The following is a 20,867-nucleotide window of genomic DNA, read 5'->3' on the forward strand; positions in this document are numbered from 1 at the left end:
ATCCGCGGCAGGCGCGGAAAATCGTGCACAAATCGCTATTGAGACGGCCGCCACCACTCGTCGAGCCCCGGTAACCGCGCCGGCTCCACCCGTTGGCCCGGCATCGGGACGGCCACATCCACCGATTCGTCACGGGCGGCGATGATCATCCGCTCGACCGGCTCGGACCACGGGTGTGGCGCCAGGCGGAACGTCGCCCAGTGGATCGGCACCAGCAGGCCACTGTCGGTCACGTCACGATGCGCCCGCACCGCGAACTCGGGATTCATGTGGATGTCCGGCCAGCCCGGGTGGTACGCGCCGATGGGCATGAGGGTCAGGTCGAACGGCCCGTAGTCGGCGCCGATGTCCCCGAAGCTCTTGGTGTAGCCGGTGTCGCCGCCGAAGAACGCCCGGTGCTGCGGGCCGATCAACGCCCACGACGCCCACAGGGTGGTGTTGCGCGTCAGGAACCGTCCCGAGAAGTGCCGGGCCGGGGTGCAGACCAGGGTCAGCTCGCCGAGCGTGGCGCTCTGGTTCCAGTCGAGTTCGACGATGCGCTCGGCCGGGATGCCCCAGAACCGCAGGTGCGCGCCGATCCCCAGCGGCACGAAGAACTTGGCCCGCTGCATGCCGGCCAGCTGCGTGACGGTGTCGATATCGAGGTGGTCGTAGTGGTCGTGGCTGATGATCACCGCGTCCACGGCCGGCAGTGCCTCCAGCGGCGCCGGCACCTCGTGGAGTCGCTGCGGACCCACCCGGCGCGACGGCGAGCACCGTCGGCTCCACACCGGGTCCGCCAGCACGCGGTAGCCGTCGATCTCGATCAGCGCCGAGGAGTGCCCGTACCAGGTGACCGCGAGGTCCCCGGCGGGGAGCCCGGGATCGGGCACCACCAGCGGGATGGGCATCGGCGGACGCTGGACCGCGCTGCTGGTCAGCAGTTCACGGACCAGGCCGGCCTGCTGTTCGCGCGTCAGCTCGGTACCGGACGGCGGCTCGAGGTTGACGAACACCCCGTCGTGATAGTTGGGCGAATCGGCGGCCACCGCGTTGATGTCCGCGGGGCCGGCACCGAGTGCGGCGGGCGTGCCGTTGAGCGCCCGCAAGACCCAGCCACCGGCTGCCAGCGCCGCCGTTCCCCACATCAGCCGCAGTGCCCGTCGCAGCATCAGGCGCCCTGGAACCGCGGCGCCCGCTTCTCGAACCGGGCCACCTGCGCCTCGATCACGTCGGGGCTGGCCCAGGCCTTGTTGAACATGCGGGTGTGTTCGCCGCGCACGTTGTCGTAGGCACCGTCGTCGTTGAGCACGCGCTTGGAGTGCGCCAGCGACAGCGGCGCGTAGCCGGCGATCTCGGCGGCCCAGGCCTGGGCGTCGGCCAGCGTGCCGGTGCGGTTGACCATGCCGGTCTGCAGCGCGGTCTCCAGCTCGAGACGCTCGGCCGCGAGCAGCATGGCGCGGGCGCGGCCGTGGCCGACCAGGGACGTCAGCCGGCGGATGCTCCAGTTGTCCAGGGCCAGACCGTATTTGGCGATGGGGAACTGGAAGAACACGCCCGGCGCGGCAACCCGCAGGTCGCAGATCATGGCGAGGATGACGCCGGCGCCGATCGCGGGGCCGTTGAGCGCCGCGATGATCGGGATCGGGCTCGCGTCGATCGCCAGGTTCAGGGCCAGGGCCTTGTCCGGCAGTTCCTTGGCCACTCCCTCGGCGTCGGACAGGTCGGCGCCCGCGCTGAACACGGTGCCCTGCCCGGTCAGCACGATCGCGCGGGTGTCCGACGGCGAGGCCTTCTCGATTTCTTCGCGGACGCCGTCGACGAGCGCGGCGTTCAGCGCGTTGCGCCGCTCCGGGCGCTGCATTTCCAGGGTCAGGACATTGCCGTCCCGCGTCACTCCGATCATTGGGCCAGCCTAGGCGGTGCCACGATCGAGCGCCGAGCCGCGTTGCGGAGTGCCGCCGGTGTTCAGGTGCGACGATGGGGCGCGTGCCGCCCACTGCGCCCGAACAACCCAGGGCGAATCAGTTCGCTCATCTGTTGACGCTCGTCGCGGCCAACGCGATTCCCGCGGTCGGCTGGTTCACGCAGGAGTGGTCCGCGGCGACGACGTTGATCGTCTATTGGTTCGAGACCGTCGCCGGGTTGCTGTTCATCTACGCCCGCGGCGTTCTCCAGCAGCGGTGGAACCCGCGCCGCGGCCATTTCCGGTACGAAGCGCCGCAGTCGAAGGGGCCGGTGCGGACGCGAGGAGCAATCGAGTCACGAGCCAAGCCCGGTTCCTTCATCAAGGGGTTCTTCTTCATCAACGCGGTGTTCTGTGCGGCGCACGGCGTCTTCATCGCGGTGATCCTGTTGATCCTCACGCACAACGGGAACGCCGAGCTGGTGGGCCTCGACTGGCGCAGCGCGGGCATCGGCTGCCTGCAGATGCTCGTCATCGTCGCGGTCGATTTCCTCGTGGATGTGCCGTACCTGCGCCGCTGGTCGTTCGGACTGCTCGAGCAGACCGCCAACCGGAGCTTCGGGCGGGTCGGCGTGGTGCATCTCGCGCTGATCTTCGGCATCTTCGCCGCCGCGGTGACCAACTCCCCCGCCCGGATGTTCGGGGTGTTCGTCGTGCTGAAGACGCTGTACTCCCTGGCCTCGGCGCTGCCGATGTACGAGCCGGCCACCCCGCCGAAGTGGCTGAGCGGGGCGATGAACCGGATCCGGCGCGAGCCCGAGGGACAGCGGTTCGAAGACATGTGGGTGAAGGATCAGGCCGCCGAGGTCAGGCGCCGGACACGAAACGACGAAGTGTGGACCGGGGCCGGACGGTAGCCGACTAGCCTGACCCGGGTGAGTCGGACCGGAGCCCGTCAGTTCTTCGACGCCATCCTCGACGACGGATCGTTCCGCAGCTGGGACGGACCGCCCCTGGAGGTGGCCGTCACCGACGATTACCGCGCCGAACTGGCCGACGCGACGCTGCGCACCGGACTGGACGAGTCCGTCCTGACCGGCGAGGGCACCGTCTCCGGCCGGCGGGTGGCCGTGGTGGCCTGCGAATTCGACTTCCTGGCCGGCTCGATCGGGGTGGCCGCGGCCGAGCGGATCACCGCTTCCGTGCAGCGCGCGACGGCGCTCGGATTGCCGCTGATCGCCTCGCCGTCATCGGGCGGGACGCGCATGCAGGAAGGCACCGTCGCATTCCTGCAGATGGTGAAGATCGCCGCGGCCGTCGAGCTGCACAAGAAAGCGCACCTGCCGTACCTGGTGTATCTGCGGCACCCGACGACCGGCGGAGTGTTCGCGTCCTGGGGATCGCTCGGGCACCTCACCGCGGCCGAACCGGGCGCGCTGATCGGGTTCCTCGGTCCGCGGGTGTACGAGCACCTCTACGGCGAGCCGTTCCCTGACGGCGTGCAGACCGCCGAGCACCTGTTCGCCCATGGCGTGATCGACAGCGTCGTCCCGCTCGACAAGCTGCGCGGCGTCGTGAATCGGGTTTTGACGGTGGTCGCGGACCCGCCCGACCCAGGGATTTGTGCACGAAAATCCGCGGTGGGCGCGGAAAATCGTGCACAAATCGCTGAGGTGCCGGCGTGGGAGTCGGTGGAGGCGTCGCGGCGCGCGGACCGGCCGGGCGTGGACTACCTGCTGGCGCACGGGGCGACCGACCGGGTGCTGCTGTCCGGGACCGGGCGCGGCGAATCGGGGACGACGCTGCTGGCGCTGGCCCGGTTCGGCGGGCAGCCCGCGGTGGTGGTCGGTCAGCGGCGGGTGATCGGTGGTCTCGTCGGGCCGCGCGCGCTGCGGGAGGCCCGCCGCGGCATGGCACTTGCGGCCGGCTTGCAGCTGCCGCTGGTGCTGGTGATCGACACCGCCGGGCCCGCGCTGTCTCGGCAGGCCGAGGAGGACGGGCTGGCCGGCGAGATCGCGTTGTGCCTCGCCGAACTCGTCACGCTCGATACGCCGACGGTGTCGGTGCTGCTGGGTCAGGGCAGCGGTGGGCCGGCCCTGGCGATGGTCCCGGCCGACCGGGTGCTCGCCGCGCAGAATGGCTGGCTGGCTCCGCTGCCGCCGGAAGGCGCGAGCGCCATCGTCTACCGCGACGTCGACCATGCCCCGGAACTTGCTGCCGCGCAAGGTGTTCGGTCCGCGGATCTGTTGACGGCCGGCATCGTCGACGTGATCGTGCCCGAGGAAACCGACGCCGCCGACGACCCGGCCGGGTTCACCGCGCGGATGTCTGCCGCCATCGCTGCCGAGCTGCACGCGCTGCACACCGTGCCCGCCGCACAGCGGCTCGGGGTGCGGCTGCAGCGCTACCGGCGGATCGGCGTCCCCGACAGCTGATCAGGCCTCGTCGAGATAGCGCTGCAGCGTCGGCGCGAGCCAGTGGACGAGGTCGCCGTCGCTCATCGCGACGATGGGCGGCAGCTTGAGCACGAACCGGCACATCGCCATCCCGAGCACCTGAGTGGCGATCAGCCCGGCGCAGCGTGCGGGATCGGTGGGTTCGAGCCGCGCGATGGCGGGCCGCAGCTGGTCGGCGAAGATGCTCTGCATGCGCTGCGCCGCATCGGCATTCGTGGTCGACGAGCGCAGCAGTACGATCAGCCCCTCGTCCTGCGTCCAGCGGTCGAGGAAATGCGTGACCAGCGCAGCGCCGAGTTCGGCCTTCGGGACGCCTGACAGGTCGGGGAAGCGCAGGTCGAATTCGGCTGCCGCGGCGAACAATTGGTCCTTGTTGCCGAAGTACCGCATCACCATCGACGGGTCGATGTGCGCGTCCGCGGCGATGGCCCTGATGGTGGCCGCCTGGTAGCCGGTCGTCGCGAACCGCTCCCGGGCGGCGGCGAGGATCACGGCCTTGGTCTCTTCTGACGATCTACGCATGCCAACAACTGTATGCCAACACTTGTTGACTTCAGCGCCGAAAGGCGCAACCATTGTTATGCCAACAACTGTTGGCATACGCGGAAGGAGACGCAGATGACCGACACCGATGTCCTGATCGTCGGAGCAGGCCCCACCGGATTGGCCCTCGCCGCCGCGCTACAGGCCCGCGGTGTCGACGCCCTGGTGGTCGACCGCCTGGCCGCGGGCGCCAACACGTCACGCGCCGCAGTGGCGAACGCCCGCACGCTGGAGGTGCTCGAAGAACTGGCCGTCTCCGAACGCCTGGTTGAGCTGGGCATTCCGGCTCCGCGGTTCACCATCCGCGATGGCCACCGGACCCTGATCCCGGTCGACTTCAGCACGCTGCCGACCCGCTACCCCTACAGCCTGATGGTGCCGCAGTGCACCACCGAGCAGGTGCTGCTCGACCGCCTGGCCGAGCTCGGCGGCAAGGTGATCCGGCCGAAGACGCTGACCGGCGTGACGCAGGACGCCCGCGGCGTCACGGCGCAGTTCGAGGACGGCGACGTCATCCGGGCGCGGTACCTCGTCGGCGCCGACGGCATGCACAGCGTCGTGCGGGAGCAGGCTGGAATCGGGTTCAGCGGCGGGCAGTACGGGCAGTCGTTCGCCCTGGCCGACGTCCGCCTCAGCGGCGACGTCACCGACGACGAGGTGATCCTGTTCTGGGCGTCCACCGGGCTGACGGTCGTCGCGCCGCTACCCGGCGGCACGTACCGGATCGTGGCGCCCGTCGACTCGGCGCCCGAGGAACCGTCGGTCGCCTTCGTCCAGAACCTGCTCGACACCCGCGCCTTCGGGCCCGGCCGGGTGACGGTGACCGGCGTCGAGTGGGGCTCCCGGTTCCGGGTGCACCACCGGGTCGCCGACAGCTACCGGGCCGGCCGGGTACTGCTCGCCGGCGACGCCGCCCACGTGCACAGCCCCGCCGGCGGCCAGGGCATGAACCTGGGTATCCAGGACGCCCTCGCGTTGAGTCAGGCACTGGCAACGGCTTTGGCGACGGGACGCGACGCGGTACTTGACGAGTACAGCGCGGCCCGACGCCCCCTCGCGCAGCAAGTCGTGACACTGACCGACCGCCTGACCCGGCTGGCCACCTTGCCCGCACCGGTCCGCCCGATCCGGAACCTGGCGATCGGGCTGGCGGGCCGTGTTCCTGCCGTGCGAAATCAGTTGGCGTGGCGGCTCTCCGGGCTCTCCAACCGCTGAGCGGTCCCCGACAGCGGAAAGCCGGGCCTGGTCTTCGGGGGTGACCAGGCCCGGCAGCTCATTTCCCGCTCAGCCGTTGCAGCAGTGCGACTTCTTCGGCGACGGCGGCACATTCAGCGCCGGATTGCGATCGAAGAAGCTGACCGGCTTGAGCTTGAATCCGGCGTAGTCCACCGGCATCACGGGCCAGTCCTCGGGCCGCGGGAAGTGCGTCAGCCCGAAGGTGTGCCACACCACGATGTCCTCGCCCTCGATGTTGCGGTCCTGCGCGACGTACGACGGCAGGCCGGCATCGCCCGGATGCTGGTTGACGAACTGACCGGCCGGATACCGCTCTGCCGGATCGTATTTCGTCACCCACAGGTGCTTGGTCGCGAAGGCCGCGCGCTTGGCGATGGAGCTCGACGGATCGGCCAGCAACGTGGGCTGCCCCTCGGGATGCAGCGCATAGCCGACGTTCTGGCCCAATCGGTTCTGCTTGGTCGGGTTCGTGATGTGCCAGACCCGGGCCTTGAGGTTGTCGGCGGTGCGCATGGCTTCGAGCTCGTGCGTCAGTTTGGTCTTCTGCGGGCGGAAGGCGTTGCCCCACGGGTTCTCCGGTCCCATCGGGACACCGATGGCGTCGACTTCCTCGACGGTGTTGGTGAGCCCGTCGACCGCCATGTCCAGCCGCGCCGAGAACATGTGCTGATGGAACGGCGCGCCCAGGCCCGGTGCCATCTCGGTGGAAAAGCCTTCCGGCCCACGGTAAGCCGATGCGAACACGATGCCGGTGGCCTTGGCCTCCAGCTCGATGGTGCCGTCGAGGTAGAGGTACCAGTAGAAGCCGTAGTCGTAGTTGCCGATGGTGAGGAAGAACGAGATCACCAGACGCCGCGACCGCCGGACCTCGGCCATGCCGTTGAACATGTCGGTGTGCTTCCACAGCACGCCGTAGTCCTCCTCGTGCAGGCAGATCGCATTCTTCATCAGTTTGGGCTCGCCGTTCTCGTCGGCGATGGTGACGTCGAAGTACTTGATCTCGCCGAGGCAGTCGCAGCCCAGTTCGAGGGCATTGGTGTAGCGGCCGAACAGGTACTCCCCCTGGTCGAAGTAGTTCTGCCAGTAGCGGACCGGTGACGGATCGGCATACGGCACCACCATCTCGGCGATGGACGCGCGGTACACCACCGGCCGCCCGTCGATCGACAGCTGGTGCAGCGTCAGGCCCTCACGGACGTCGAAGCCGAAGCGGAAAGACCAATCGGCCCAAGTGATCTGGTTGCCGTCGACGGTGAAGCTCGCACCCTCGGGCTGGGTGATCTCGATGGGCTTGAGGTCGGTGCGGGCCGGGACGGCATGCGGCGCGGCATCCCACTCGCCGCGTTCGGTGGGCAGCGGCAGCTCGATCTCGTCGATCACCTTGACGACCTTGCGGCCCGTGAGGTCCACGTAGGCGACGACGCCGTCGATGGGGTGCGCCCACGGCAGGTCGGCGGCGTCGTACTGGTAGAACGCCAGCACCCGGACGATGCGCCGGCCGACCTCGTCCTCGTGACCGAAGACGCCGGCCGACAGCGGAACCGCCCGCACGTCAGTCGGATTCAGCTCGCGCTTGGTCATGGCCTCGATCCATTCGGGACAGTCGAGCAGGAACGACTCGATGTCCTCGAACTCCTGGTCCAGGATCGGCACATGGCCGTCACAGGTGCTGTCGATCGCCACCTCACTGACGACGCGGCCCTCGGTCACCGACACCACCAGATCGGAGCCCTGGCCGGTGGCGCGGTCCAGCAGCAGCACCCGGGCCCGACGGTCCATGGCGGCACCGGGGCGGAAGGCCAGCACCTCGCTCTTGTGCGGCTCCTCCAGTGCGACGAACACGAAGCGGACGCTGTCGCCGAGCAGGCCGTGCGCGTCGACGATGCGGCGTGCGGCGCGGATCTCGTCGGCGCTCAGCGGGGTGAGCGGGTGGTCGGGAACTGTGGTCACCTGAGGTTCAATAGTGGCAGTCATCGTGCGATCTCCTTTGCGATATCAGGGTTTTCGTTGTTTTGAGTTCCGGCGTGCGGTCGCATCACCGCGACCGCGATGCCGCCGGCGAAGGCACCGACCAGTAGGACGCCGATGATCGCGGCCAAGGTTCCGGAGCCACCGACCAGCAGCGGCAGGTTGACGGCGGTCATCACCGACAGCACTGCCAGACCGGCGAAGCCGAGGCTCGGCGCGATGACGGTGTGCCACGGCCGGGTGTCGAGTCGGGTGCGGCGGAAGTAGACGACGACGGCCGCGGATGTCAGCGTCATCAGCACGACGATGCCCACCGACGCGGCGCCGACGAACCACGTGAACACCTGGGTCACCGGGTCCAGGCCGGCCAGGACCGAGGCCGCGACCAGCACCAGCGCCGAGAGGGTCTGGGCGAACGAGGCGACGTGCGGGGAGTCGTGCCGCGGGTGGGAGCGGCCGCAGCGCCCGGGCAGTGCCCGGCTGTTGCCGAGCGAGAAGATGTAGCGGGCCAGCACGTTGTGGAAGGACAGCAGCGCCGCGAAAAGGCTTGTGATCAAGAAGATCTGGACCAGGTCGCCGGCCACCGCACCGACGTAGTGGGTCGCGGTCTCGGTGAGCATGGTCGCGGGGTTCTTCGTCGCCTCGTCGACCGCGCCGGCGTCACCCCACGCGCTGACCAGCGCCCAGCTGCTGAGCGCGTAGAAGCCACCGATCAGCAGCAGCGCGGCGTACGTCGCCCGCGGGATGGTCCGCACCGGGTCACGGGCCTCGTCGCGGAACACCGCCGTCGCCTCGAAACCGATGTAGCCCGCCAGCGCGAAGATCAGGGCGATGCCCGGCGCCCCGGAGAAGAAGTTCCCCGAATGCAGCACGGCCGTCGAAAGCCCTTGTGCGCCGCCATGTCCGATGACCGCGGCGTTGATCACCAGCACGATGCCGACCTCGCAGACCAGCAGGACACCGAGCACCTTGCCCGACAGCTCGATGTGCCGGTAACCCAGGAATCCGGTGACCGCCATCATCAGCAGCGCGTAGAGATACCACGGCACGGCGGGTCCGCCGTGGGCGGTGACGAGCTCGTTGATGGACGCACCGATGTAGCCGTACACCCCGACCTGGACCGCGGTGTAGGACAGCAGCGCCAGGAACGCGGCACCGAGCCCGGCATGCCGGCCGAAGCCGTGCGCGATGTAGGTGTAGAACGCGCCGGCGCCCGTGATGTGGCGGGCCATGGCGGTGAAACCGACCGCGAACAGCAGCAGCACCGCGGTGCAGACGACGTACGAACCCGGGTAGGCCGCCCCGTTGCCGGCGGCGATGCCGATCGGGAAGGTGCCGGCGACGACGGTCAGCGGAGCGGCGGCGGCGACGACCATGAACACGATCGCCACCGGGCCGAGCCGGCCCGTCAATCGATTGGGCTGAGCGCCGGTGCTTCGACCGGCATCGAGAACTGCGTCAGTTGTCATGACAGCACCTTCGCTGGAATTGAATGTAAATTGGTTGCGGTGCGGTAAGGCTTGAGTGAGTTCAAATGAGAATTGCCGAATGGGCGAATTCTCATTTGACGCCCGAATTCACAGCGCGATGTTGATGGCTTTCGTCTGGGTGTATTCGGCGATGGCGCCCTCACCGAGTTCACGGCCCCAGCCCGATTGTTTGTAGCCGCCGAACGGCAGCGCGGTATCGAACGCGTTGTGGCAGTTGACCCACACCGTGCCGGCCTTGATCTGCTGCGCCACCCGGTGCGCGGTCGAGACGTCGCGCGTCCACACGCTGGCGGCCAGCCCGTAGGGGGTGTCGTTGGCGGCTTCGCGCACGCCGCGGTCGCGGTTGAAGGGCACGGCCACGGCGACCGGCCCGAAGATCTCCTCCTGGTAGACGTTGAAGTCGCGGTGCACGTCGACCAGCAGCGTGGGCTGCACGTAGAAGCCGCTCTCGCCGTGCCGGCCGCCGCCGGCCAGGGCCCGTGCGCCCTGCGCGATGCCGTCGTCGAGGTAGCCGGTGACCTTGGTGAGCTGCTCGCGCGAGACCAGCGGGCCGATGTCGTTGGTGGGGTCCAGCCCGGGCCCGATCCGCAGGCCGGCCGCGTGCTCGGCGACGCCCTGGGTGAACTCGTCGAAGATGGCGTCCTCGACCAGCAGCCGGGTGCCGGCCGTGCAGGTCTGGCCGTGGTTGAACAGGAAGCCGCCGGCCACGCCGGGAATCGCGGCTTCGAGATCGGCGTCGGCGAACACCACCTGCGGGCTCTTGCCGCCCAGTTCCAGCGAGACCTTCTTGAGATTGCCCGATGCGGCGTTGACGATCTTCTTGCCCACCTCGGTGGAGCCGGTGAAGGCCACCTTGTCGACGCCGTCGTGTGCCGAGAGTGCCGCGCCGACGTCACCGAAGCCGGTCAGCAGGTTGAACACCCCGGCCGGGACGCCGGCCTCGGCGATGACCTCGGCGAGCAGCACCGCGGTCAGCGGCGTCTGCTCAGCGGGCTTGAGGATGACGGTGTTCCCGCAGGCCAGGGCCGGTGCGACTTTGAACGCGGCCATGACCAGCGGGAAGTTCCACGGGGTGATCTGGGCGCAGACACCGACGGGCTCACGCAGCGTGAAGGCGTGGAACTTGGCGCCCGGCGCCCACGGCACCGATACCGGCACGGTGCGGCCCTCGATCTTGGTGGCCCAGCCGGCGTAGTAGTAGAAGATCTCCGCGGCCCAGGTGACATCGACGGCCTTGGCGACGGCGACGGACTTGCCGTTGTCGATGCTCTCGAGTTCGGCGAACTGATCGGCCCGGGCCGTGATGCCCTCGGCGATGCGCCAGATCATGCGCTGCCGCTCGGCGGGCGTCATGGTCGGCCACGGGCCGTCCTCGAAAGCCCGGCGTGCCGCCCGCACTGCCCGCTCGACGTCTTCGGCGTCGCTGTGCGGGACCGTCGTGATGACCTGCTCGGTGGCGGGGTCGACGGTGTCGAACCGCCGGCCGGACGCCGATTCGACCCACTGTCCGTCGACGTACATCTGCTGCGGACGGGAAATGAAATCGGCGGTCCGCGGGTCCAGATCGGTACTGAGCGTGGCTGTCATGGAAATCATGTTTACGCACTGATGTGGTGCGCGTCACCACTAATTCCGAATGGGTATTTCGCGAATTCGGATTCTCATTTGAAATGGCTCCGGCATTCTCATTCGGGCCGCTCGATAATCGCAGTTCGTGTCGATTTCCGGACCCGCAGTCGGCCGCACCGAGGCCGGCCGGGTCTCCGATTCTCATTTGAAGATTTTCGATGTTTACCCGACAACGCTGCCGAGGCCGGCGGCCATCGGCTACCTTCCGACAAATGGGCCCCACCCGAACCATCCGGAGCCGCTCGCCGGTCGCCGGGCTTCAGCGCGCGCAGCTGACGTTCACCCAGGTTCTCGGGCAGTCGGTGTCGGCGGTGGCGCCGTCGGCCGTGATGGTCACGCTGCCCGCGCTGGTCCTGCCGGCGGCCGGCCACACCACGATCGCGGTGTTCATCCTGACCGCGCTCATGATGACCGCGGTCGGGTACTGCATCACGCAGTTCTCCACGCGCATGGTCGCGGTGAGCGGGCTGTACAGCTACACCGTCAAGGGCCTCGGCCCGGTTCCCGGTGTCGCGGCGGGCTGGTCGCTGGTCGTCGGCTATGCCGCCGCCGCGATGGCGAGCGCGCTCGGCGCGGCCGGCTACCTGGCGACGCTCTTGGGCCGCGTCGGGGTGCCGGCAGGCAAACCCGTCATCGCCGGCCTGACCGTACTGGTCGGCGCCGCCGCACTGATCCTCATGGTGCGGGGCATCAGGCTGTCGGCGCGCATCTCGCTCGCCGTCGAGCTGTTCGCGATCGTGGTGGCCGGGGTGGTGTTGATGATTGCCTTCGGCGGGGCCGTGACCGGCAGTGCCGCATCACCGAAAACCGTTGCGGAAGCGCCACATTCCGCGCTGGGTTTCGCGCTGTTGCTCGCGATCACCTCATACGTGGGCTTCGAGAGCGCCAGTACCGTGGCCCGCGAGGCGCAGCGCCCGTTCGTCACCGTCAGCCGGGCCATCCGCTGGACGCCGCTGGCGCTGGGGGCGCTGTACACGTTCGCCGCCGTCCTGCAGACCACCGGCACGATCCAGACCCGCACCGGTTCGACGCCCATCGTGCTCTCCCTCCCCGACTCGGCCGACACCTTGGCCGGCGCGCTGTCCGTCGCGATGGAGGTCGGCATCACCGCGTCGTGGATCGCATGCGTGATCGGCTCCACCACCGCGCTGTCCCGGACGCTGTTCGCGATGGGACGCGAGGGCCTGCTGCCGGACGCCCTCGGCCACGCCCACCCCCGCTATCGCACGCCGCACGTCGCACTCACCGTCGCGATGCCGGTGATCGTCGCGGTGCCGGTCGCCTACCTGTTCGCCGCGGAGTCCAGCCGCGACGTCCTCGTCGGGCTGCTGGCGGTGTCGGCCCACGGTTACATCGTGGCGTATCTGCTGGTGTGTCTGGCCACTCCGGCATTTCTGCGCCGGATCGGCGAGCTCACCACCGTGCCACTGATCGTCGGACTGGCCACCGCCGCCATCATGATCGCGATCATCGTCTGGGCCGCGCTGACCGTGGCATCGCCGGTGTGGATCGCCACCGCCGTCTACTCCGCGCTGCTGGCACTGGGTTTGGCGGCATTCCTGGCCCGCCGACGGCAGATTCCCGACCTCGCCGAACGGGTCGGGGTGTTCGACGAAACGGTCGCCGGTGACGTCTTCGCCGACTACAACCCGTGGGAGGTGCGCCGGTGAGCCCCGCCGACGGTGCGCTGTCGGGTCGCCAGCCCAAGGCCGTCCAGAGCGCCCTTCAGGTGCTCGAAGCCGTGGCCCTGGCGGGCACCGGGGTCACCGCGAAAGACATCGCCGAGCACCTGTCCATGCCGTCGGCCACCACCTACCGGCTGCTGAATCTCCTTGTCGCCGACGGTTACATCGTGCGGCTGCCGGATCTGTCGGGCTTCGCGCTGGGCCCGCGGATGGGCCTGCTGATCGATGCCGCGGTCTCCCCCACCGTGTGCACCAAGGCCCGCGAGACGTTGGCCGAGCTGCGGCTGTCGGTGCGCTTCGGGGTGCACCTGTTCTACTTCACGAACACCTCGGTGCGCCTCGCCGACGCCGACGGCGAATACCCGCCGCCCGCAGACGAATCGGTGCTCAACCGGCACCTGCACGCCAGTGCCGTCGGCAAGCTGCTGCTCGCCGAGAAGCACGATGCCGAGACGCTGCTCGCCCTCAACCCGGCGACGCTCACCGACCGCACCATCGCCTCGAAATCCGCTCTGGCCGAACAGCTCGCCGAGGTCCGGGAGCGCGGCTACGCCGTCCAGACCGGGGAGCTGCGGGCCGATTCGGCGTGTGTCGCGGTGCCGGTCCGGTCGGCCACCGCCACCTTGGTGGCCGCGGTGGCCATGTCGGGACGGGCCGAGCAGGAGCAGCTCCTGCGGAAGCAGATTCCGGTGTTGCAGGACTGCGCAACCCAATTGGCGCCGCTGCTGGCGTGAGGCCGATCAGAAAGGGATCGAGGCGATCATCGCCCCGGCCCCGGTGACCAGGCTGTCCTTCTTCAGCGTCGTGCCGAAGTACTTCGCGTGCGGGTCGACCACCACCCGCTGGTCGTCGTGATGCAGCGCCAGCACCTCCCGGGCCATCCGGGAGAACGGGATCTTCTCTGGTCCACCGATATTGATCACATGGTTGCGCGGCGGCTCGATCGAGACCTCGGCCAGGTAGGCCGCCACCTCGTCGGCCGCGATCGGTTGAATCAGCGCATCCGGCACCCGCACATCGTGCTCGTCGCCCTCATCGGTGTCGATCTCGACGACCATCGACTCGACGATCGCCTTCGCGAACTCATGGAACTGCGTGGCCCGCACGATCGTGTAGGGCAACCCGGACGCCTCGATGATCTGCTCTTGCGCGACCTTCGCCCGCATGTAGCCACTGTCCGGCAGGGCGTCGACGCCCACGATCGACAGTGCGACATAGTGGCCGACCCCGGCCGCCTGTGCCGCGGCCACCAGATTGGTGGTCGACCGGACGAAGAAATCCATCACATCCTCGTCGGCGAAGGACGGCGAGTTCGTGACGTCGACGAGGGCCTCGGCGCCCGCCAAGGCCTTGGCGAGGCCCGCCCCGCTGAGCACATCGACACCGGAGCGCCGGGACACGGCGACCACGTCCTCGCCTTCCCGCGTCAGGAGATCGACGAGCAGGGTCCCGATGAGGCCACTGGCCCCGATCACTGTCACCTTCACTGTGCCAACACCTTTCGCCGTCGCCACGCCGACACGGGAGCCGGACCTGTCAGCCTACGTCGCACGCCGCGCCGCAGGTTGCGAAACCGGCATCCGGGGACATCTCGGCGGCCTGCGCGCTCGGCCCGGCGCGGATCCGCCACCGCTGCGGCCGACTCCCGTATTGCGGAACGACGCAACACAATTGATGCCCCGCTCACGTGACGGTGCCCGGCACCGGCTGCGAGTCCCGCACCTGAGCGTTTGCGGTATTGACGCGTGCGTCGCTACTGTGCGACAGTCGGCGAGGACGAATCGGGATACGCACAGCAATGCAATGCATCGGACGGTCAGCGTGGTAAATCGGCTGTTTACAGTGCATCAATTGGTCGTTCTGCTGCAGTCCGCAAATCAAGTCGAGTTGCTGCTCACCGCGGCGGCGGGGACGGCGTCGATCGTCACGGCGGTACGCGGCCCGGCGGACGATGTTGCTGGCATCGGACCGGAGCGTCGGCACACTGCCTTGTGTACCTGCAAGGACGGCGACACCTCGCACTGCCCCGCACGCGATTCACTGTGAGCCGTAGGTGGGCGCGGCACCACCGGCACCGCGCCCACTTCCGTCAGCCGCTGATCGCCTCGGCGACCTTCACCCCGACCAGCACCACAGCCACCAGCAGGTAACCGCGCAATGCGACCATGCCGGCCACCCGCAGCGGCGACCAGGCGGGCCGGTCCAGGGTGTCCAGCGCGGGCGTGCGGAAGCTGTCCCGCTCCTGGTTCCGCAGCGCCTTCCGGACGGTGCGGTCGTCGGGTTGGTCGTCCAGATCCTCCACCTGCTCCGGGTCCAGGCCGCCCAGCTCCGCGGCCACGTCGACAGCGGCCTGCTTCCGTTGCCGGTGCCGCGATCGCGCCGTCGCACCGGCGATGACTCCGCCGCCGAGCATGCCGACGCCGACTCCGACCCCGAAGCCCCACTCGAGTTGCGCGGCAGTCAGATTCGGGAAGAACGTCGCCGCCGTCAGGGCCAGCGACAGCAGCACCAGCGCCCACACGATCACGCCGGCCATGATGTTCTGCCGCATGGTGTTGACCCACGGGCCCAGCACCGCCTTGTCGTTGCACAGCAGCACCAGGAACACCGTCGCAGAGGGCAGCAGCACCCCGGCCAGCGCCTGCACACCCTGGGTCAGCAGGCCCAGCACGTGATCCGGGCTGAACGACACCGCGGCCGCCACCGCGAGCAGTGCCGCGTAGCCCAGGTAGAAGGCGGGCGCCTCGCTGACTTTCCAGTGCAGCGAGTGCCGCTTGCCCATGGTGTCGCCCAGAGCGTAGGTGGTGGCGAGGCCGACGGCGTTGGCCCCGATGAGCGAGGCGTCCAGCAGCAGGATGGCGAAAAGCGCACCCGCGGTGGGCGACACGTGCCGGCCCAGCTGAGTTGCCACGTCACCGGCGTCGGTGAAGTTGCCGGCCGCGGCACTGCCGCCGAGCCCGAACGCGGCGGCGGCCATGATCGCGACCGCACCCACCATCACCACGACGATGCCGATCCACAGATCGACCCGCTCGTAACGAATCCACTTGGGGGTCAACCGCTTGTCGACGATGTTGGACTGCTGGAAGAACAGCTGCCACGGCGCGACGGTGGTGCCGACGATCGCCACGATCAGCAGCAAGAGCGTCGAGTTGAGGCCGCCCGGGAATGACGGGATCAGGCCCTTCGCGGTTTCGGTCGCGGACGGGTGCACGATGAACGCCAGCGGGAAGATCACGATGTTGACCGCGATCAGCGCGAAAATGAAACGCTCCCAACGGCGGAACGAACCACCGGCCACCACGGCAAACAGCAGCACGGCCGCGAGCGGCACCGAGATCGCCTTGGGCAGCCCGAAGTAGTTCAACGCCATGGACACCCCGACGAATTCTGTGACGATGGTCAACGCGTTGACGATGAACAGGTCGCCGACGCTGAAGGCGCCCCAGAACTTGCCGAACCGCGCGAAGATCAGGCGGGCGTGCCCCACCCCGGCGACGGCACCGAGCCGGACCACCATCTCCTGGTTGACGTACAGCACCGGAATCAGCAGTGCCAGTGTCCACATGAGCGCCATGCCGTAGTTCTGGCCGGCCTGGGCGTAGGTCGCGACGCCGCCGGCGTCGTTGTCCCCGACCATGACGATGAGGCCGGGTCCCATCACCACGAGCAGCATCTTCAACCGCTGCAGGCGGCTGCGACCGGTGGCGGTCTCGTCGGTGCGGATGGTGCCGAGGGCGCCGACGATGTCGCCGACGTGCGCGGTGTCGAGCACCGGGGTGCTCGGTGAATCACGTTGCCGCGCTGACGTTTCGCCGGCGGGCCGCGGGGTACGGGCAAACAGGGCCATGTCGAGATTCCTCCCGGGAAAATGGCAGCACAACAGGGGTCCGCCCACCGGAATCGGTGGGCGGACCGTGCGGCCGAACGGATCAGAAGTTGGGGTGCGCCCCGAGAGACGCCGAGATCACCGCGAGCGGCGTGTGCGACAACTGCAGGTTGTGCCGTTCCTGCGGGGTCAGGTGCGTGCGGCTGTGCACCAGCCGGGCAATGCGGCGGACGGTGCGGTTGCGAAATACGGTCATGACAGAGCTCCTGTCGGGATCGGACTCCCGTGGCCTGTCGGTCAGGCGGAACCGGCCGGTCGGCAGGATAACGGGAGTGCTCGGATGCTGGTGTCTACGTGGTGTTTTCGTCCCAAACTGGAACTGTCGCCATCGCCAGATCTCACGTCGTACCTCACCTCCTAGCCGTCGGGCCCACCTCGGGGCAGCTATCCCATGACAACACAAAAGGGAGATGGCAGCGAACCCATACCCATTAAAAGGCTGTTAAAACCATGCGCTGCCGCACCCCTCTCGTCAGAGCTTCGGCACTGGACGACGTAATCCACCGCGGTGGATAGCCACTTTGGGTAACCCCTTAATCCGGGGAGACCTGTCCTGACCCTGGGCGTCTCTCGACGTCGTCGGATCAGTGGCTTCTGTTCGTCCAGGAGCCTCGCCTAGCGAGGTGCTGACGTAGCCAAGGTAACCCGGGCGCGTAGACCCGTCAACTCGATTGTCCGGAACATTCCCCGCGAGCGTGCCAAGAGATCGCGATTTCGTCGAGAACAGGGCCTGCCTGCACATTCGCGGCGAGAAAACCTCGCGCTATGGCTGCTCGAGACCGAAGATGCGGATGCTCTCGGCGCGCATGTCGACCTTGCGGACCTTGCCGGTGATGGTCATCGGGAACTCGTCGACGATGTGTACGTAGCGCGGAATCTTGAAGTGCGCCAGCCGATCCGCGGTGAATTCGCGGATGGCGGCGGCGTCCAGCGGCGCCGCGCCGGGCCGCAGCCGCAGCCACGCGCAGATCTCCTCGCCGTAGCGGGCGTCGGGCACGCCGATCACCTGGGCATCCTCGATGTCCGGGTGGGTGTACAGGAACTCCTCGATCTCGCGCGGGTACACGTTCTCGCCGCCGCGGATCACCATGTCCTTGGTACGGCCGACGATGGCGCAGTAGCCGTCGGCCCGCATCACCGCGAGATCACCGGTGTGCATCCAGCCCTCGGAATCGATGGCCTCCCGGGTCTTTTCGTCGTTGTTCCAGTAGCCCAGCATGACCGAATAACCGCGCGTGCAGAACTCCCCCGGTTCGCCGCGCTCCACCGTCTCGCCGGTTTCCGGGTTGACGACCTTGACCTCGAGATGCGGATGCGCCCGGCCGATAGTCGCGGTGCGGCGGTCCAGGTCGTCGTCGATCAGCGTCTGGCACGACACCGGCGACGTCTCCGTCATGCCGTAGCAGATCGCGACCTCGGCCATGTGCATGTCGGAGACGCAGTGCTTCATCACCTCGACGGGGCATACCGAGCCGGCCATGATGCCGGTACGCAGGCTCGACAGGTCCCGCCCGGTGAACGACGGATGGTTCTGCATCGCGATGAACATCGTCGGCACGCCGTAGACGCCGGCGCACTGCTCGGCCTCGATGGCATCGAGGGTGGCCGCCGGGTCGAACCCGGGGGCCGGGATCACCACGGACGCACCATGACTCATGCAGCCGAGCACACCCATCACCATGCCGAAGCAGTGGTAGAACGGCACCGGGATACACAACCGCTCCCCCGCCCGGAGGTTGATCCCTTCAGTCGTGAAGTAGCCGTTGTTCAGGATGTTGCGGTGCGACAGCGTCGCACCTTTCGGGAACCCGGTTGTGCCCGAGGTGTATTGGATGTTGATCGGGTCGGTGTTGGACAGGGAGGCATGCCGGGCCGCCAAGGCGTCGGCGCCGACCGCCGCGCTGTCGGCACGCAACCGCTCCCAGTCCGGGCCGTCCAGGAAGACGACGTCCGTCAGGTCCGGAACCTGGGGACGGACCTCGTCGATCATCGCCACGTAGTCCGACGTCTTGAACGACGTCGCCGAGATCAGCATCCGCATCCCGGATTGGTTGAGCGCGTAGGCAAGTTCGTGCACCCGGTATGCCGGATTCACGTTGACCAGGATGGCGCCGATCTTGGCCGTCGCCAGCTGCGTCACGATCCACTGCGCGCAGTTCGGCGACCAGACACCGACGCGGTCCCCCTTCTCGATGCCGCGGGCCATCAGGCCGCGGGCGATCAGGTCGACCTCGACGTTGAGTTCGGCATACGTGTACCGCAGTCCCTGTCCGCGGTCGACCAACGCGAGCGTGTCCGGATGGGCCGCGACGGTGCGCTCGAAGTTGGTCCCGATGGTCTCCTCCAGGATCGGGGTGTCGGTGGGGCCCGCGTCGTAGCTCAGCATCAGTTCACCAAATCCTCATAGCGGTATTCCGATGCGATCGGGGTGCCGGCCGCATGCGCTTGATCTTCGCGCTTGCGCAGGTCAACGCGCCGGATCTTGCCGGAAATCGTCTTGGGCAGATCGAAGAATTCCACCCGCCGAACCTTGAGGTACGGCGCCAGGTGGTCCCGCGCGAATTCCATGATCGCCCGCGCGGTGTCCGCATCGGCACTCCAGCCGTCTGCCAGGCAGACGTACGCCTTCGGCACGGCGAGCCGGGTGTCGTCGGGCTGCGGCACCACCGCGGCTTCCACCACCGCGGGATGCTCGATGAGCACGCTCTCCAATTCGAAGGGCGACACCTTGTAGTCCGACGACTTGAACACGTCATCGGTGCGGCCGATGTACGTGATGTAGCCGTCGTCGTCGCGGGAGGCCACGTCGCCGGTGTGGTAGTAACCGCCGGCCATGACGGCCGCATTGCGTTGCGGGTCAGCGAGATAACCCGTCATCAGATTGAGCGGCCGCGCGCCCAGCTCGAGGCAGATCTCGCCCTCGTCGGCCGGCTCGCCGGTCACCGGGTCGACCAGCACCACGGGCACACCCGGCATCGGCCGGCCCATCGATCCGGCCTTGACAGGCTGGCCCGGGGTGTTGCCGACCAGCAGGGTGGTCTCGGTCTGGCCGAAGCCGTCCCGGATGGTCAGGCCCCAGGCATCCTGCACCTTGGCGATGACATCGGGGTTCAGCGGTTCACCGGCGCCCAGAATCTCGCGCAGCCCTTCGGGTTTGGCGCCGAGGTCGGCCTGGATCAACATCCGCCACACGGTCGGCGGCGCGCAGAAGGTGTTGACGCCGGCGCGGCGCAGCTGTGCCATGAGCGCGGCGGCGTCGAAGCGGCTGTAGTTGTAGACGAAGATCGTCGCCTCGGCGATCCACGGCGCGAACACACAACTCCAGGCGTGCTTGGCCCAGCCCGGCGAGCTGATCGCCAGATGGATGTCACCGGGCGTCACCCCGATCCAGGCCATCGTGGACAGGTGGCCGACGGGATACGAAATCTGCGAGTGCTCAACGAGTTTGGGCTTGCTGGTGGTGCCCGAGGTGAAGTAGACCAGCAGCGGGTCGTCGACGTCGGTGACGGCGCGGAACGGACCGGCCGAAACCGCTTGGTACGCATCGACGTAGCGGTGCCAGCCGGGCACCGAATCCCCGACGACGATGCCGGTGTACTGCCCGTCGACGGACGCGAACTTGTCCGCGTCCGCGGCATTGGTCACCACGAAGCCCGCGCCGCCGCGGGTGATCCGGTCGGCCAGGTCGGCCGGGCCCAGTGCCCCGGTCGTCGGCATCACCACCGCGCCGAGCTTGGCCACCGCGAGCATCGACTCCCACAGCTCGACCTGGTTGCCCAGCATGACGATGACGCGGTCGCCCTTGCCCACGCCCAGCGACTGCAGCCAGGTCGCGACCTGGTCGGACCGGTCGGCCATCTCGGCGAAGGTGTAGCGCTGCTCGTCACCGCCTTCTTCGGTGATCCAGAGCGCCGTCTGCCCGGCCCGTTCGGGGCAGCGGGCGATCACGTCGAACCAGTCGGTGGCCCAGTTGAACGTGCCGGTCAGCCGCGGCCAGCTGAACGAATCGACGGCCTGCGAGTAGTCGCCGATCGACACCACGAGCCGGTCCCGGGCCGCTCGATACTGCTCGGTGTTGGTCGTGAT

General features: G+C 68.3%; 16 protein-coding genes and 1 riboswitch. Of the genes, 5 read left to right on the plus strand and 11 right to left on the minus strand.

Going from position 1 to position 20,867, the window contains the following annotated elements; genetic code table 11:
• Positions 1-35: 35 nt before the first annotated feature.
• On the minus strand, positions 36-1,151 hold the full coding sequence (locus ACJH7A_RS14225; RefSeq protein WP_226520663.1) for an MBL fold metallo-hydrolase: 1,116 nt from the start codon (positions 1,149-1,151) through the stop codon (positions 36-38).
• Positions 1,151-1,885: an enoyl-CoA hydratase gene (locus ACJH7A_RS14230; protein ID WP_226520662.1), complete on the minus strand. Its 735-nt coding sequence runs from the start codon at positions 1,883-1,885 to the stop codon at positions 1,151-1,153. Before ACJH7A_RS14230 ends, ACJH7A_RS14225 begins: the two co-directional genes overlap by 1 nt.
• A gap of 74 nt (positions 1,886-1,959) precedes the next feature.
• Here ACJH7A_RS14230 and ACJH7A_RS14235 point away from each other — a divergent pair, with 74 nt between their 5' ends.
• Positions 1,960-2,802 carry a DUF6498-containing protein gene (locus tag ACJH7A_RS14235; RefSeq protein WP_346414800.1) on the plus strand — a complete coding sequence of 281 codons (843 nt, stop codon included), beginning with the start codon at positions 1,960-1,962 and terminating at the stop codon, positions 2,800-2,802.
• An 18-nt stretch (positions 2,803-2,820) separates the two neighbouring features.
• Complete coding sequence (locus ACJH7A_RS14240) at positions 2,821-4,320, plus strand: carboxyl transferase domain-containing protein (RefSeq protein WP_406802175.1); 1,500 nt, start codon at positions 2,821-2,823, stop codon at positions 4,318-4,320.
• Here ACJH7A_RS14240 and ACJH7A_RS14245 read toward each other — a convergent pair whose 3' ends face one another.
• Positions 4,321-4,863 carry a TetR family transcriptional regulator gene (locus tag ACJH7A_RS14245; protein ID WP_406802176.1) on the minus strand — a complete coding sequence of 181 codons (543 nt, stop codon included), beginning with the start codon at positions 4,861-4,863 and terminating at the stop codon, positions 4,321-4,323. It abuts the gene before it with no gap.
• Between the two features lie 96 nt (positions 4,864-4,959).
• Here ACJH7A_RS14245 and ACJH7A_RS14250 point away from each other — a divergent pair, with 96 nt between their 5' ends.
• Positions 4,960-6,099, plus strand: a complete 1,140-nt coding sequence (locus tag ACJH7A_RS14250; protein WP_406802177.1) for an FAD-dependent monooxygenase — start codon at positions 4,960-4,962, stop codon at positions 6,097-6,099.
• A 69-nt stretch (positions 6,100-6,168) separates the two neighbouring features.
• On the opposite strand, the gene ACJH7A_RS14255 is transcribed toward ACJH7A_RS14250, so the two are convergent.
• The 3 genes from ACJH7A_RS14255 to ACJH7A_RS14265 form a co-directional block, all read right to left on the minus strand.
• On the minus strand, positions 6,169-8,094 hold the full coding sequence (locus ACJH7A_RS14255; RefSeq protein WP_406802178.1) for a primary-amine oxidase: 1,926 nt from the start codon (positions 8,092-8,094) through the stop codon (positions 6,169-6,171).
• Entirely contained in the window at positions 8,091-9,557 is a 1,467-nt protein-coding gene (locus ACJH7A_RS14260) for an APC family permease (RefSeq protein WP_406802179.1), read from the minus strand. The genes ACJH7A_RS14255 and ACJH7A_RS14260 overlap by 4 nt, the downstream gene beginning before the upstream one ends.
• Positions 9,558-9,665: 108 nt before the next feature.
• Positions 9,666-11,165 carry an aldehyde dehydrogenase family protein gene (locus tag ACJH7A_RS14265; RefSeq protein WP_406802180.1) on the minus strand — a complete coding sequence of 500 codons (1,500 nt, stop codon included), beginning with the start codon at positions 11,163-11,165 and terminating at the stop codon, positions 9,666-9,668.
• Between the two features lie 254 nt (positions 11,166-11,419).
• Between ACJH7A_RS14265 and ACJH7A_RS14270 the strand changes: the two genes are divergently transcribed.
• Both ACJH7A_RS14270 and ACJH7A_RS14275 read left to right on the plus strand, forming a co-directional pair.
• Complete coding sequence (locus ACJH7A_RS14270) at positions 11,420-12,877, plus strand: APC family permease (RefSeq protein ID WP_406802181.1); 1,458 nt, start codon at positions 11,420-11,422, stop codon at positions 12,875-12,877.
• Entirely contained in the window at positions 12,874-13,626 is a 753-nt protein-coding gene (locus ACJH7A_RS14275; protein ID WP_406802182.1) for an IclR family transcriptional regulator, read from the plus strand. The genes ACJH7A_RS14270 and ACJH7A_RS14275 overlap by 4 nt, the downstream gene beginning before the upstream one ends.
• A 6-nt stretch (positions 13,627-13,632) precedes the next feature.
• On the opposite strand, the gene ACJH7A_RS14280 is transcribed toward ACJH7A_RS14275, so the two are convergent.
• From ACJH7A_RS14280 to ACJH7A_RS14300, 5 genes are all read right to left on the minus strand, one after another.
• The gene (locus tag ACJH7A_RS14280) at positions 13,633-14,379 is read right to left on the minus strand and encodes an SDR family oxidoreductase (protein ID WP_406802183.1); all 747 of its coding nucleotides are present in this window, start codon (positions 14,377-14,379) and stop codon (positions 13,633-13,635) included.
• Positions 14,380-14,981: 602 nt separating this feature from the next.
• Positions 14,982-16,742 carry an NRAMP family divalent metal transporter gene (locus ACJH7A_RS14285; protein WP_406802184.1) on the minus strand — a complete coding sequence of 587 codons (1,761 nt, stop codon included), beginning with the start codon at positions 16,740-16,742 and terminating at the stop codon, positions 14,982-14,984.
• Positions 16,743-16,824: 82 nt separating this feature from the next.
• On the minus strand, positions 16,825-16,977 hold the full coding sequence (locus tag ACJH7A_RS14290) for a hypothetical protein (protein WP_346414790.1): 153 nt from the start codon (positions 16,975-16,977) through the stop codon (positions 16,825-16,827).
• Between the two features lie 261 nt (positions 16,978-17,238).
• A riboswitch (M-box (ykoK) riboswitch) is annotated at positions 17,239-17,411 on the minus strand.
• Between the two features lie 133 nt (positions 17,412-17,544).
• Positions 17,545-19,167 (minus strand): AMP-binding protein, encoded by a 1,623-nt coding sequence (locus tag ACJH7A_RS14295; protein ID WP_406802185.1) that lies wholly within the window; start codon positions 19,165-19,167, stop codon positions 17,545-17,547.
• On the minus strand, positions 19,167-20,867 hold the full coding sequence (locus ACJH7A_RS14300; protein WP_406802204.1) for an AMP-binding protein: 1,701 nt from the start codon (positions 20,865-20,867) through the stop codon (positions 19,167-19,169). Before ACJH7A_RS14300 ends, ACJH7A_RS14295 begins: the two co-directional genes overlap by 1 nt.

Origin of the sequence: Mycobacterium sp. SMC-17, assembly GCF_045310915.1 — a bacterium.
Classification (GTDB): Bacteria; Actinomycetota; Actinomycetes; order Mycobacteriales; family Mycobacteriaceae; genus Mycobacterium.